At 61.3% G+C, this 14,918-nt stretch carries 9 protein-coding genes; all 9 read left to right on the forward strand.

The genetic code is table 11. The features are described 5' to 3' along the window. The first annotated feature begins 5 nt into the window (after nucleotides 1–5). The 9 genes from xdhA (at nucleotide 6) to GTP27_RS06785 (ending at nucleotide 14,907) form a co-directional block, all read left to right on the forward strand. Nucleotides 6–1,490, forward strand: a complete 1,485-nt coding sequence (gene xdhA / locus GTP27_RS06745) for a xanthine dehydrogenase small subunit (protein ID WP_161038412.1) — start codon at nucleotides 6–8, stop codon at nucleotides 1,488–1,490. Further along, on the forward strand, nucleotides 1,487–3,820 hold the full coding sequence (gene xdhB / locus GTP27_RS06750) for a xanthine dehydrogenase molybdopterin binding subunit (RefSeq protein WP_161038413.1): 2,334 nt from the start codon (nucleotides 1,487–1,489) through the stop codon (nucleotides 3,818–3,820). The genes xdhA and xdhB overlap by 4 nt, the downstream gene beginning before the upstream one ends. Nucleotides 3,821–3,828: 8 nt before the next feature. Then, complete coding sequence (gene xdhC, locus GTP27_RS06755) at nucleotides 3,829–4,842, forward strand: xanthine dehydrogenase accessory protein XdhC (protein WP_161038414.1); 1,014 nt, start codon at nucleotides 3,829–3,831, stop codon at nucleotides 4,840–4,842. Nucleotides 4,843–4,868: 26 nt separating this feature from the next. Beyond that, nucleotides 4,869–6,188: a guanine deaminase gene (gene guaD / locus GTP27_RS06760; protein WP_161038415.1), complete on the forward strand. Its 1,320-nt coding sequence runs from the start codon at nucleotides 4,869–4,871 to the stop codon at nucleotides 6,186–6,188. 87 nt (nucleotides 6,189–6,275) lie between these two features. Beyond that, nucleotides 6,276–7,766 (forward strand): adenosine deaminase family protein, encoded by a 1,491-nt coding sequence (locus GTP27_RS06765; RefSeq protein WP_161038416.1) that lies wholly within the window; start codon nucleotides 6,276–6,278, stop codon nucleotides 7,764–7,766. A gap of 580 nt (nucleotides 7,767–8,346) precedes the next feature. Then, nucleotides 8,347–10,728 (forward strand): TonB-dependent receptor, encoded by a 2,382-nt coding sequence (locus tag GTP27_RS06770; RefSeq protein WP_161038417.1) that lies wholly within the window; start codon nucleotides 8,347–8,349, stop codon nucleotides 10,726–10,728. A 189-nt stretch (nucleotides 10,729–10,917) separates the two neighbouring features. Continuing rightward, nucleotides 10,918–12,600 carry a bifunctional metallophosphatase/5'-nucleotidase gene (locus GTP27_RS06775; protein WP_161038418.1) on the forward strand — a complete coding sequence of 561 codons (1,683 nt, stop codon included), beginning with the start codon at nucleotides 10,918–10,920 and terminating at the stop codon, nucleotides 12,598–12,600. Nucleotides 12,601–12,617: 17 nt separating this feature from the next. Continuing rightward, nucleotides 12,618–13,847, forward strand: coding sequence for a phospholipase D-like domain-containing protein (locus GTP27_RS06780; protein ID WP_161038419.1), 1,230 nt, complete (start codon nucleotides 12,618–12,620; stop codon nucleotides 13,845–13,847). Continuing rightward, nucleotides 13,840–14,907, forward strand: a complete 1,068-nt coding sequence (locus tag GTP27_RS06785; protein ID WP_161038420.1) for a S1/P1 nuclease — start codon at nucleotides 13,840–13,842, stop codon at nucleotides 14,905–14,907. Before GTP27_RS06780 ends, GTP27_RS06785 begins: the two co-directional genes overlap by 8 nt. The last annotated feature ends 11 nt before the right edge of the window (nucleotides 14,908–14,918 follow it).

Consider the following 14,918-nt stretch of genomic DNA (forward strand, 5'->3'; position numbering starts at 1 on the left):
CCCTGATGTCCGACACTATCCGCTATTTCTACCGTGGCGAAGTCCGCGAAATTTCCGGCCTCAAGCCCACCCGCACAGTGCTCCAGCATCTGCGCGAAGACCTGCACTGCAGCGGCACCAAGGAAGGCTGTGCCGAAGGCGATTGCGGCGCCTGCACGGTGGTGCTGGGCAGCCTGAATGCGGCGGGCGAACTGGAGATGAAGGCGGTGAACTCCTGCATACAGTTTGCGCCTACGCTCGATGGCAAGGCCCTGTTCACGGTCGAGGATATGCAGCAAGCTGATGGCACGCTGCATCCGGTGCAGCAGGCGCTGGTGGAATGTCACGGCTCGCAATGCGGCTTCTGCACGCCCGGCTTTGTGATGTCGCTGTGGGGCATGTATCTGGACAAGGATGGCCAGCCGGCCAGCCGCCACGAAATCGATGACTGCCTGTCCGGCAACCTGTGCCGCTGCACCGGCTACCGTCCCATCATCGATGCGGCCCAGCGCATGACGGAACTGCCCAAGGTGGCATTCGACCGCGCTGCACTGACGGCGCAGCTGCAGGCTTTGCAGCGCGATGGCGGCACGCATTACAGCGCGCAGGGCCAGACTTTCCACGCGCCGCGCACGCTGGCCGAACTGGTGGCGCTGCGCGCGCAATATCCTGCGGCGACGCTGCTGGCTGGCTGCACCGATATCGGCCTGTGGGTGACCAAGCAGATGCGCGAACTGGGCGATATCATCTATCTTGGCCATGTCGCGGCGCTGCAAGATGTCTATGAAGCCGATGGCATGCTGCACATCGGCGCAGGGGTGAAACTCAACGCAGCCTATGCTGCGCTGTGCCGCCACTATCCGTCCCAGCTGGGTGAACTGTGGCAGCGCTTTGCTTCGCTGCCCATCCGTAACGCGGGCACGCTGGGTGGCAATGTGGCCAATGGTTCGCCTATCGGCGATTCCATGCCGTGGATGATAGCGCTGGGCAGCGAAGTGGTGCTGCGCGGCCCGCAGGGCGAACGCGTGCTGGCGCTGGAAGCCTTCTATCTCGATTACCAGAAGAAGGATATGCAGAGCGACGAATTCGTCGCAGCCGTGCGGGTGCCACTGCCTAGGGCCGATGTGCAGTTCCGCACCTATAAGCTGGCCAAACGCTACGATCAGGATATTTCCGCTGTGTGCGCAGCGTTTGCTTTCCGCTTCGATGGCGATGTGATCAGGGATGCGCGCATTGCCTACGGCGGCATGGCGGCCACGCCGCGCCGCGCTGCGCGTGCCGAAGCAGCACTGCTGGGTCTGCGCTGGAACGAGGCCAATCTGCAGGTAGCGATGGATATGCTGGCGCAGGATTTCAAGCCCTTGTCCGATATGCGTGCGTCGAGTAGCTACCGGATGCAGACAGCGCAGAATCTGCTGCGCCGCTACTGGTTCGAGACGCGTGCCGACGCGCCGCTGGCAGTGCAGGATGTCAACCCGTTTGCCTGCGGCGGCTGCAAGGAGAAGCCATGAATCAGAACGTCGCACCGGTGCTGCTGGCAGCACAGGACTGGAAAGCTGTCGGTATCGGCAGCAAGCATGAATCGGCTGCCCTGCATGTGCTGGGGCAGGCCACTTACACGGACGATATTCCCGAACTGCACGGCACTCTGCATGCGGCGCTGGGCCTGTCGTCCAAGGCACACGCGTGCATTACCGCCATGGATCTGGCGCCAGTACTGGCGGCGCCGGGCGTGGTGGCGGTGTACACGGCGAGCGACATTGCCGGCACCAATGACTGCGGCCCCATTATCCATGATGACCCTATCCTGTGCGCGGGCGAGGTCATGTATGTAGGCCAGCCTATCTTTATCGTGGTGGCCGATAGTCATGACAACGCGCGCCGGGCTGCCCGCTGCGCCCGCATCAGTTACGAGGAACTGCCGGCGATCTTCACGCCGCAGCAAGCCAAGGCTGCGCAGCAGTATGTGCTGCCGCCCATGCAGCTGCAGCGCGGCGACTTCAAGGCGGCATTTGAAGCTGCGCCCCACGTGGTGCGTGGCCAGCTGTTCGTGGGCGGCCAGGAACAGTTTTATTTGGAAGGGCAGATCGCCTACGCCACGCCGAAAGAAGATCAGGGCATGCTGGTGCAGTGCTCGACCCAGCACCCTAGCGAAATGCAGCATGTGGTGGCCCATGCGCTGGGCATCCACGCCCATAAAGTGCAGGTGGAATGCCGCCGCATGGGGGGCGGCTTTGGCGGCAAGGAGTCGCAGTCGGCGCTGTGGGCAGCATCGGCTGCCATCGCTGCGGCTAAGCTGCGCCGTCCCGTCAAGCTGCGCGCCGACCGCGACGACGACATGCTGGTCACCGGCAAGCGCCACTGCTTCTACTACGAGTACGAAGTGGGCTATGACGCCGAGGGCCGCATACTGGCAGCGCGCGTCGATATGACGCTGCGCGCCGGTTTCTCGGCTGATCTGTCCGGCCCCGTTGCCACCCGCGCTGTGTGCCACTTCGATAATGCCTACTACCTGTCGGATGTGGATATCCGCGCAGCCTGCGGCAAGACCAATACCCAGTCGAATACGGCTTTCCGTGGATTCGGTGGCCCGCAAGGCGCCATCGCCATCGAATACGTGATCGACGAGATCGCCCGTCAGCTGGGCCGCGACGCACTCGATATCCGCCGTCTGAATTTTTACGGCAAGACGGAGCGCAACGTCACCCCTTACGGACAGGAGATCGTCGATAACGTGATCGACGCGCTGACGGTACAACTGGAGCAGAGCAGCGAATACCGCGCCCGCCGTAAGGAGATAGAGGCCTATAACCGCAGCAGCCCTGTGCTGAAAAAAGGGCTGGCACTGACGCCGCTGAAATTCGGTATCGCCTTCAACGTTACCCACCTTAATCAGGCCGGTGCACTGGTGCACGTATATGTCGATGGCTCGGTGCTGGTCAATCACGGCGGCACGGAGATGGGGCAGGGCATCAACACCAAGGTGATGCAGGTGGTCGCGCATGAACTGGGACTCGATCTCGACCATGTGCGCATTAGCGCTACCGATACCAGCAAGGTGGCCAACACCTCGGCTACGGCAGCATCGACTGGGGCAGACCTGAACGGCAAAGCCGCGCAGGACGCTGCGCACCAGATCCGCCAGCGGCTGGCGGCCTTTGCTATCAAGCTGTATGGCAATGACGATGGCCTGCCGGTGCAGTTCTTCGATAATGCCGTGCATGTGAACGGCCACCGTCTTGCATTTGCAGAACTGGTGCAGAAAGCCTATCTGGCCCGTGTGCAGCTATGGTCGGACGGTTTCTATGCCACGCCGGGCCTGCACTGGGATGCCAAAACCATGAACGGCCACCCGTTCTCCTACTATGCCTACGGCGCCGCCGTGTCGGAAGTGGTGGTCGATACCCTGACCGGCGAATGGAAGCTGCTGCGTGCCGATGCACTGTACGACGCCGGTAAATCGCTCAATCCGGCCATCGATAAAGGGCAGGTGGAGGGCGCTTTCATACAGGGCATGGGCTGGCTGACCACGGAACAGCTGTGGTGGAACGCGGCGGGCAAGCTGATGACGCATGCCCCGTCGACCTACAAGATACCGGGCATTTCCGACTGTCCGCAGGACTTCCGCGTCGAGCTGTTCGAGAACCGCAACGTCGAGGACAGCATACACCGCTCCAAAGCCGTGGGCGAGCCGCCGCTGCTGCTGCCGTTCTCGGTGTTCTTCGCCATTCGCGATGCGATTTCCAGTGTGGGCGGCCATCGCGTGCAGCCACCGCTGAACGCACCCGCAACCAGTGAGGAAATCCTGCGTGCCATTACTGCGGTGCAGATGGCTGCCTGAGGACTGCAATGAACCCATGGCTTAATGCAGCACCTGCCGGACCGGCAGTTCTGGTCACGGTCGCCATCGCCGAGGGCTCGGTCCCGCGCGAGGCCGGTGCACACATGCTGGTCACGGCGGACGCGCAGGCCGACACCATAGGCGGTGGCCATCTGGAACTGTGCGCGCTGGAAGTGGCGCGCGGCATGCTGCGCGAGGCTGCACCAGTGCCGCAACTGCTGCGCTATGCGCTGGGTCCCACGCTGGGCCAGTGCTGCGGCGGTGTGGTGTATCTGGCCTACGAACTGGTGGACGCCGCGCTGGCACAGGTGCTGGCGCAGCTCAGGCGGCATCAGCGCAGCGACTGCTGGCGTGTGAGCGCGCTGGACGGCGCGGCCAGCACCTTGCTGCTCGATGGCGAGGGCACCGTGCTGGCACCTGCCGGGGCGCAAGCCTGTATCAGGACGCTGTTGCCTGCCTTTGATTACGCGCGCAGCACGCAGGTGCTGCGCGACGATGCGGGCCGCCGCTGGCTGGCCGATGCCGTGCTGGCGCCGCGCGCCCACCTGCTGCTGTTTGGCGCCGGCCATGTCGGCGCCGCCATCGTGCGCCTGCTGGGCGAACTGCCGTGCACTGTCAGCTGGATAGACGAGCGTGAAGACATGTTCCCCTCCCGGGTGCCGGCCAATGTGCGCATCGAAGCGACCGATACGCCGGAAGCGCTGGTGGCCAGCGCCCCCGCCGGTGCCAGCTATCTGGTGCTGACCCACAGCCACGCGCTGGACCAGCGCCTGAGCGAAGCGATTGTGGCGCGCGCCGAGGTGGGCTGGTTCGGCCTGATCGGCTCGCAAACCAAGCGGGTGCAGTTCGAGCGGCGCATGGCGGCGCGCGGCCTGCCTGCCGAACGCATTGCCGCCATGGTCTGCCCGATAGGCTTGCCCGGCATCCGCAGCAAGCTGCCCGCCGTGATTGCTACTTCCGTCTGCGCACAATTGCTGATGGTCTGGGAGACGCAATACGCGTCACTGGCCGGCTCGCGCTAGAATTCATTACTACTCAGGACTCTGTTATGCCGCCAAATCTGCAAGCCTATCGAGGCAGCTTGCTGCACTTTCTCGCCGATCCGGCCTTCAGCGCCGACGCGCATGTCTATCATGCCGACGGTCTGCTGATCGTTGCGGATGGCAAAGTGCAGGCCGCCGGTGACTACGCCAGCCTGCACGCCACGCTGCCGCCTGCCACGCCCGTGCACGACTATCGGGGCAAGCTGCTGATGCCCGGCTTTATCGACACCCACGTGCATTATCCGCAGACGGACATGATCGCCTCGCCCGCCGATGGCCTGCTGCCATGGCTGGAGACCTATACCTTCCCCACCGAGCGCCAGTTCGAAGACCCGGCGCATGCCGGGCAGGTGGCCGAGTTCTTCCTTGATGAGCTGCTGCGCTGTGGCACCACCACCGCCATGGTCTACTGCACTGTGCACCCGCAATCGGTCGATGCCTTTTTCGCGGCCAGCGAGCGGCGCGGCCTGCGCATGGTGGCCGGCAAGGTACTGATGGACCGCCACTGCCCCGAGTTCCTGCGCGATACGGCCGAAGGCGGCGCGCGCGACACGGAAGCGCTGATCCAGCGCTGGCACAAGCGTGGCCGTGCGCTGTACGCCATCACGCCGCGTTTCGCGCCCACTTCGACGGACGCCCAGCTGCATCTGGCCGGCGAGCTGGCAGGCGCCTATCCCGATACGTTTATCCAGACCCACGTTTCGGAAAACCAGGCCGAATGCGCATGGGTACACGAACTGTTCCCGCAGGCGCGCAGCTATATCGATGTGTATGACAGCGTAGGTCTGCTGCGGCCCCGCGCCATGTACGGCCATTGCATCTGGCTCGATGAAACCGACCGTGCCCGCATGGCGGCCAGCGGCGCTGCAGCCGCCATCTGCCCCACTTCCAACCTGTTCCTCGGTAGCGGCCTGTTCGACTTCGCCGCCGCCGATGCGGCCGGCATGGCGCTATCGCTGGCGACCGATGTGGGCGGTGGCAGCTCGTTCTCGATGTTGCAAACGATGAATGAAGCCTATAAAGTAGCGCGACTGAAGGGGCATTATCTGCCCGCCTTGCGCATGTTTTATCTGGCCACGCTGGGCGCAGCGCGCAGCATGCAGCTGGAAGGCGTGATCGGCAATTTCGCCGCGGGTGCGGAAGCCGATTTCATCGTGCTCGATCCGGCTGCCACACCCTTGCTGGAGCGCCGCAACCGCGCATGGCAGGATGCTGGCGCCAGTCTGGAAGAGCTGCTGTTTGCGCTGGCATTGCTGGGCGATGATCGTGCCGTAGCGGCCACCTATGCGGCGGGTCAGCCGGTGTATCGGCGTGCAGCCGCCTAGCATTGCCGGTTGGTGCAGGGCAGGGCGGCATAGCGGCAGCGCTCTTCAGACAGACTCGCCAGTCATCCACACATTACGGGAAAACTCATGCAAAAAAATATCGTCAGTCTGAAGGCCGCGGTACTGGCCGTCAATACGGCACTAGCCTTGCTGTGCGCCGTGCCGCAGGCGCAGGCCGCGGCACCGAGCAACGAGGAAGTGACCCGGCGCCACTTTGCCGCGCTGCTGTCCGGCGGCGAGCCCAAACTGGCCGAGCTGACGATGTTCATGACCATGCTGCCCAAAGGCGGCGACCTGCACCATCACTACTCGGGGGCGATCTACGCCGAACAGTATCTGGAGTGGGTGGACCAGCAGGGCTACTGCGTCAGCAAGCAGAGCTACATGATCAATACCGTGGCGGCGGAAGTGGCAGCTGAACGGGCCAAACCGCTGGCCGAGCGTAACTGCCTGTCCGGTGTGGACGTTATGCAGAATAATACGGTGCTGGCGCAGCTGCTGCAGCGCTGGTCCGACAAGGACTTTTATAACCATAGCGCCATCCAGTCGCCGCCCGACCGCCAGTTCTTCGACACCTTTGCCTATTTCGGCCCGGTGTCATCGACCAATACGGCCGATGGCCTGCAGCGGCTGAAGCAGCGCGCCATGCAGGAGAACCTGCGCTACATCGAAACCATATTCGAGATCGCGCCGATTGCGCAGGACGCCGCGTTCGACCAGCTGGCGCAGGCAGGCAAGGTAACGCAAGCGGATCTGGCAGCGCTCGCGGCGCGGCTGGAAGATAACCAGCCCTTCCAGCAATGGATTAATGGCTACAAGGCCAATGTCGACGCCAGCAGCGCCGGCATCGATGACGCCAATTTCACCATGCGCTACCAGCCGTTTGCGCTGCGTTTCCTGTCGCCGTCGCAGGTGTTTTCGCAGATCGTGTCTAGCTTCAAGCTGGCCCGTTCGCATCCGAAAATCGTCGGCGTGAATATCGTCGGACAGGAGAGCACCTATGTCTCCATGCGCGACTACAAACTGCACATGCGTATGTTCCAGTTCCTGAAAGCGCGCTATCCCGACGTGAAACTGGCCCTGCACGCGGGTGAACTGGCGCTGGGCATGGTGCAGCCGGAAGAGCTGAGCTTCCATATCCGCGATGCCATCGATACGGCGGGGGCCAGCCGCATCGGCCACGGCATGGACATTGCGCACGAAACGGCGGCGCTGGCGCTGATGAAAACCATGCATGACAGGGACATCCCTGTCGAAGTCAACCTGAGCAGCAACCAGTTCATCCTCGGTGTGCAGGGCGAGGCCCATCCCGTCACGCTGTACCGCAAATATGGCGTGCCCTATGTGCTGGCGACGGACGATGCTGGTGTTTCCCGCAATAACCTGTCGGGCGAGTATGTGTTATATGCAGCGCGTTACAAGCCCGACTATGCGGAAATCAAGAAATTGTCGCTCGACAGCATCCGCTACAGCTTCCTGAAAGATGGGGAAAAGCAGCAATTGCTCAAGGATATGCGTAACCGCTTCAGCCAGTTCGAGGCCGCCATCGCGGCAGCAGCGCAGGTCAAGCCGCGCTGAGTCCCTTCACCGTCGCGGCAAGAAATGTTGCGTTGCCGCGACGCGTACTCTAAAATCGCGCACTTATTTTCCGTTCGACCAGCCTCGGGCGGAACCGCATGGTCCCGGCAGTTGCCGTCAGGTATGTGGTGGTGGTGCGACAGAATTCGGTACTTTGCACCAGATTGGTGCAATTTGTAAGTGAATTCCTTTCAAGGATGGGCTGGTCAACTATAATTTGCCTCTTAATGAGGCTATGCCGCTCAGCGATGAATTGGCGGGCAGTTTTTGCCTATATTTATATCGCTTTCATATAAATCCCTAAAGTAAATCGTATTTGTCACACATTTTTGGCTCGTGCATAGTTGCCAGAGTTGCCTCATTCGGGCGCGGTTTTGTCTGTTTCGAGGATGGTAGAAGCAAGCTTACGGCGTGACAGTTTATCAACTGTAATATTGTCATGTTGATGAAATATTTACTGGTTACAATTTTGTGATGTCATGGGCACTTTGTGCCATGCGGGAGTCGCGGCCACAAGCTGTAGGGCTCAATAGCATCGTAGAACACAATAATTTTTTTCACATAACTGGGAGTTCCCTCAATGCAATCCTCTGTTAAACACAATCCTAAGCTGCGCATCGTAGCTCTGGCCTGCCAGGTAATGTGCCTGAGCGCATCGGCAGCCTACGCACAGACCGACGCAGCCCCAGCAAAACCTGCTGAAGTGATCATTACCGGCAAGAAGCTCGGCATGGGTCTGATGGTGACCGAGGATGCACCTAAGGCACGCAGCACGATTACCGCTGAAGAGCTGGAAAAGCAGCGCCCAACCGGCAATGCCTATGAAGCTCTGGAAATGCTGCCAGCAGTGAACAGCTACAACTACGACGCAACCGGCCTGTTCGGCGGCGGCATGACCCTGCGCGGCTTCAACTCCGACCAGATCGGCGCCACCATCAACGGCGTGCCAGTCAACGACTCGGGTAACTTCGCGGTGTACCCACAGGAATACGTTGACCAGGAAAACACCTGCTCGCAGTTCGTGACCCAGGGTTCGACCGACGTGGACTCGCCACAGGTTGGCGCCACCGGCGGTAACTTCGGCATTACCACCTGCGCTCCAGAGAAAAAACAGCGCGTGCGCGTGATGCAGTCGTTCGGTCAGCTGAACATGCAGAAAACCTTCGTGCGCTATGATACCGGCGCCCTGCTGGACGATAAGTTCACCGCCTTCATCTCGGCTTCGCACGCAGAAGCCGACAAATGGAAAGGCCCGGGCAGCGCCAAGCGTAACCACGTCGACATGGGTGCTAACTACGACTGGGACCGCTTCAATTACATCCATGCGACCATCCTGTTCAACAAGGCTGTCAACAACAACATCTACAACCCGACTCTGACCGAACTGAACACCAACGGTTACTACGCTGACTACGCCACGTCGTTCAAAGGTCACCTGACCCCGGTCAAAGGCACTGCACAGGTTGAAACCACCCAGTCGCCAGCCTACTATGGCCTGTCGATCAACCCGTTCAAAAACATCATCGCTTCGGCTGTGAGCAAATTCCGTCTGAGCGAAAATCTGGACGTGGCCTTCACCCCGTACATGTGGTACGGCTTCGGTAACGGCGGTACCCAGCAGCGCGCCGTGTCGGAAAAAGGCTTCTACAACCCGGCCACCGGCAAACGCGACCAGACCGTGGACCTGAACGGCGACGGCGACACTCTGGACACCGTACTGGTAGCGAATGCCAGCGTCACCCGCACCGTGCGTCCGGGCGCCAACCTGGCCTTCATCTACAATCTGGAAAACCACGAAATCAAGGCTGGTGTATGGTGGGAACGTGCCCGTCACGAGCAGACCGGTCCTATGCTGGCTCTGAGCAATGATGGCAACCGCGCTGACATCTGGCTGCAGGATGGCCAGATCACCCGTCCTGACGGCCACGCCGCCGAAAGCCGCGACTGGATTTCGATCTCGACCGCCTATCAGGCATTCGCACAAGACACCATCAGCCTGATGGACGACAAACTGAAACTGAACGTCGGCGTGCGCGCTCCGTACATCAAGCGTGACTTCACCAACTTCGGCGATGAACTGAACACCGTCAAGCCATTCCAGTTCGATAAGACCTACCACGAAACCCTGCCACAGTTCGGTGCCCGCTATCGCATCACCAACGATGACCAGGTGTTCGCTTCGGTTGCCAAGAACATGAAAGCACCACCGAACTTCATCTTCGGTAACATCGGCTCGAACGTGATCGTGGACGCCACCACTCTGCTGCCAACCACCTTCAAGGACACCCAGCCTGAAACCTCGTGGAGCAGCGATCTGGGCTACCGTCACCAGGATTCGAAGTTCATCGCTACGGTGACCGCGTTCTACACCGACTTCAAGAACAAGCAAGCCAGCTCGTTCGACCCTGAAACCGCGAAGAACACCTACCTGAACATCGGTCGTGAAAAACACCACGGTCTGGAAATCGAAGTGGGTAACACTCCGATCAACGGCTGGGCATTCTACGGCTCGCTGGGCTTCCTGAAAGCGGAACTGAAAGACAATCTGTACGGCTTCGCCGGTACCAAGCAAGTGCTGCTGCCTACCGCCGGCAAAGATGCGCCGAACTCGCCAGCCCGTAAAGCCGGCCTGTCGGTGGAATATCAGGACGGCGCTTTCTGGATTCGTCTGAAAGCCCGTGCCACCAGCAAGCAGTACGCTTCGCTGATGAACGACGAAGTCGCTCCTGGCTACACCACCTATGGTCTGGACGGCGGCTACACCCTGCCGAACTTCAGCGTGTTCAAGCGTCCTAAGCTGAGCTTCAACATCAGCAACCTGACCGACAAACAGTATCGCAACCCATCGTCGACCACCGTCGTCAATGCGCTGCCATACCAGGGCGTCAGTGTTTCGTCGGCTGCCCGCTACTACCTGGGCGCGCCACGCTTCGCATCGGCTACCCTGTCGGTGGACTTCTAAGCGTTGATCCAGAGACGGGCTGCGGCCCGTCTCCGCACCACATATCACACCCTATAAGTCCCGTACTTATAGGGTGTTTTTCATTTGAGCGCCGCTTTGTAACGTAGCATGTCCCCGCCGCGCAAGCAGCGCGCCGGACGGTACAATGAGCGCTTAAATATAGGCATGATCCCATAGGCATGATCCGTAATGAAAAAATCCCTGAGCCTGATGCTGGTTGCCCTGCTGGCCGGCTGCGCCTGGCGTCAGCCCGTGCCGCCGGCGGTGGTGGACGTCCAGCTGGTCAGCATTAACGATTTCCACGGCAATATCGAAGCCAGTAAATATGTGCTCGACAGCTACTACGGGCTGGGCCCGCGCACGGTCACTGCCGGCGGCATCGATACCATAGGCGCGGCCCTGCAGGCATGGCGCAAGGAAGATCCGGAACTGCTGCTGGTGGGGGCAGGCGATCTGATAGGCGGCAGTCCGGCGATCTCCTCGATGTGGGCCGACGAACCGACTATCGGTGCCATGAATCTGCTGGGACTCAAAGTCAGCTCGGTGGGCAATCACGAATTCGATGCCGGCCGCATCGAGCTGCTGCGCCAGCAAAAAGGCGGCTGTGCTTCGCCACGGCCGGAAAAAGCCTGCCAGTACAACCCGACCTATGAAGGCGCCAGATTCCAGTATCTGGCCGCTAATGTGATCGACATGGTCACCCGCAAGCCGCTGCTGCCGGCCTATAAGATCGAGCAGGCGCGCGGCGTGAAGGTAGCGTTCATCGGCACGGTGCTGCGCGATGCGCCGGAAAAGCTGCTGGCTTCGGGTATCGCCGGGCTGGAATTCATCGACGAAGCGGAAGCCATCAACCGCCAGCTGCCGGAACTGCGCAAGCAGGGCGTAGGCGTGTTCGTGGTGCTGATCCATCAGGGCGGCCGCACCACCGATAAATTCGACCAGCAGGATTGCAGCCACCTGACGGGGCCCGTGGTCGATGTGGTGAAAAAACTCGATCCCGCCATCAAGCTGGTGGTAACGGGCCACTCGCACCGCGGCTATCTGTGCAAGGTGGATGAGCGGCTGGTTACCCAGTCCGATATGGGCGGCCATGTGCTGTCGCGCATTACCCTGAAAGTCGATGTGGCCAGCCAGACCGTGCGCGACGTGCGCGCCAGTCAGGAGGTCATGACGGCCGGGCGCTGGCCTGGCGATCCGAAAATCGATGCCTATCTGGCGCAGGTGCGCGAGCGCAGCGCTGCAGCGCTGGCCCGTCCAGTGGCCAGACTGGCGGTGCCTAGCGTGCTGCGCGAAAAGCACGACGATGGCGAATCGGCGCTCGGTGATCTGGTAGCCGATGCCATACTGGCGGCGGGCCGCCCGTACGGCGGACAGATCGCTTTCATGAACAATGGCGCCATGCGGCAGGATCTGGAAACCACCAGCGGCAACCGCGTTACGGCCGGACAGGCGCTGTATGTGCTGCCGTTCGGGAATACCGTGGTGGCGATGAATCTGCGCGGCTTGCAGATCCGCGAACTGCTGGAACAGCAGTGGCTGGGCGGACGCGATATCACGCGCGGGCTGATGCAGGTGTCGGAAGGCTTCAGCTATAGCTGGGACCCGCGTGCCGCCATCGGCAGCAAAGTGGTGCCGGATAGCGTGATGCTGCATGGCGTGCCGATCGAAAACGACACCACCTACCGTGTCATCGTGACGAACTTTCTGGCCGAAGGCGGCGAAGGCTTTTCCATCTTCCCGCTGGGGCGCAACCGTGCTGAGACGGGCATCCGCGATATCGATGCGCTGACCGACTATCTGGTCAAGCGCGAACAGGCCGGCAAGCCCGCTGGCCGCAGCGAGCCGCAAGGCCGCATCAAGCGCCTGCAATAATTTTGAGGAGTGAGCATATGCGTCGTGTATTACCTGCCGTCGTGCTGCCGGCATTGCTGGCACTGGGCACCCCGGCCCGCGCCGAATTTTCCATCCCCGGTTTCGAACTGGTGCAGACCGCGCCGGTCGAGACGACGCTCGCCAATAGCGATCTGCGCGATCCGGCCACCGTCTGGAGCGAGCTGTTTGATAACGCTAAACAGGAAATCCTGATCGGCCAGTTCTACGCCGTCAACAAGCCCGGCAGCGTCTTCAGCAAAGTGGTGGAACGGCTGGCTGCTGCCGGCCAGCGCGGCGTGAAAATCCGCTTCCTGCTGGACCAGAAAGGCGTGGGGCTGTCCGAGCAGAGCACCATAGAGCAGCTGAAAGCCATTCCGAATCTGGAACTGCGCGTGATCGATTTTAACAAGCTGACCGGCAACGGCATCATCCACGCCAAGTATCTGGTGGTCGATGGTGCGGCGGCGTATGTGGGCAGCCAGAACTTCGACTGGCGCTCGTTCGAGCATATCCACGAGACGGGCGTGCGGATTACCGAACCCAGACTGGTGGCGCAGGTGCAGGCTATCTTCAATCAGGACTGGCGCGCGCAGGCGCTGACGGCGCAGGGCGTGGTGGTGCCGGCATTGAATGTAACGCGCCAGCCGCTCAATCTGCAGCGCGATGCCATGCTGCTGGCCAGCCCGCAGGCTTACAATCCGGCCGGCGTGGACGATAGCGAAGCGGCCTTGCCGGCGCTGCTGGCGCAGGCCAAAAGCGAAGTGCGCGTGCAGCTGCTCGACTACGCGCCGCTCAGTTATGGCCCGAAAGGCACGCGCCCGTATTACGCCGTGATCGACAACGCCGTGCGGGCGGCAGCCAACCGTGGTGTGAAGATCAAGCTGCTGGTGTCGAACTGGAATCTGGAAGCGCTGCCGCAGGTGTACCTGAAAAGTCTGGCCATCCTGCCTAACGTGGAAATCCGCGTTGCCACGCTGCCGGCGGCCAGCAGCGGCTTCATCCCGTTTGCCCGCGTCATCCACAGCAAGACCATGGTGATCGATAATCAGATCGCCTGGGTAGGCACCAGCAACTGGAGTGGCGGCTATTTCGATTTGTCGCGCAATCTGGAAGTGGTGATGCGCAACGATAAAATGGCGCAGCGTCTGGCCGCACTGCAGGAGCAGATCTGGAGCTCGGGCTATACCCAGCCGCTCGACATCAACCGTATATATCCGAAACCGGCCAAAGGTAGTCCGAATGAATAAACTCGTTGTAAGTGCCGCATTGTGCGGCGTGTTTGCCAGCTTTAATGCCCATGCATGGGGTAACGATGGCCACCGCGCCGTGGGCGCAATTGCCGACCAGCTGCTGCAGGGCAGTAGCGCGGAGCAGCACGTCAAAGCGCTGCTGCTGCCGGGCGAATCGCTGGAGAAGATCGCCATCTGGGCCGACTGCGTCAAGGGCAGCTACTGCGGTCCGCAAAGCGAAGAGATGCAGAGCTATGTGGCGGCCAACCCCAAGCACAGCGAATACCACTATACCGATCTGCCGTTCCAGTTCACGCACTACCATGACCACGATGTGGGCACGACCGATATCGATATCGTGCAGACGCTCAAGCAGTGCATACAGGTCTTGCAGGGTAAAGACGATGCAGCCAGCAATCCGCACCGCTTCACGCCCCGTCAGGCCCTCCTGATACTGACCCATCTGGCCGGCGACATTACCCAGCCGCTGCATGTCGGTGCCGCCTATGTCGACCAGCGCGGCAATTTCGTCGTGCCGCAGACGCAGACGCAAGTGGACAGCGTCAATCTGTTCGATGCGCGCGGCGGTAACAACCTGCTGCTCGACGACCTCAAACTGAGTGCGCAGAGCGCCCAGCTGATCGAGGCTGGTCCCGCCGACGACAAGCCTGCTGCCAGCACCCAGCCAGCGCGAGCGCCGCAGACCACCCGTCCGTTCCATTCCTACTGGGATACCACGGTGGTCAATTATGTGTTCCGCCGTGCCGGCGTACGTACGCCGCAGCAGTTTGCCCAGAAAGTGATTGCAGCGCAGCCGCAAGTGGCCAGCCAGAGCGGCGATCCGGTGCAGTGGCCGTATGCGTGGGCCGATCAGGCGCTGGCGGTATCCAAACAGGCGCACGAAGGTGTCGCAGCGGGTACGCTGACGCGCCAGACCAGCAAGAGCGGCGAGAGCTATGCCGTGTGGGCGCTGACGGTGCCGGATAATTACCCCGTGCCCAGTTCCTCACTGGCCAAGACCCAGCTGATACAGGGCGGCTACCAGCTCGCTGCTGTACTCAAAGCGATCTGGCCCTGACAGGCCGGCGC

This window comes from Duganella qianjiadongensis, from assembly GCF_009857915.1.
GTDB classification, from domain to species: Bacteria; Pseudomonadota; Gammaproteobacteria; order Burkholderiales; family Burkholderiaceae_D; genus Rugamonas; species Rugamonas qianjiadongensis.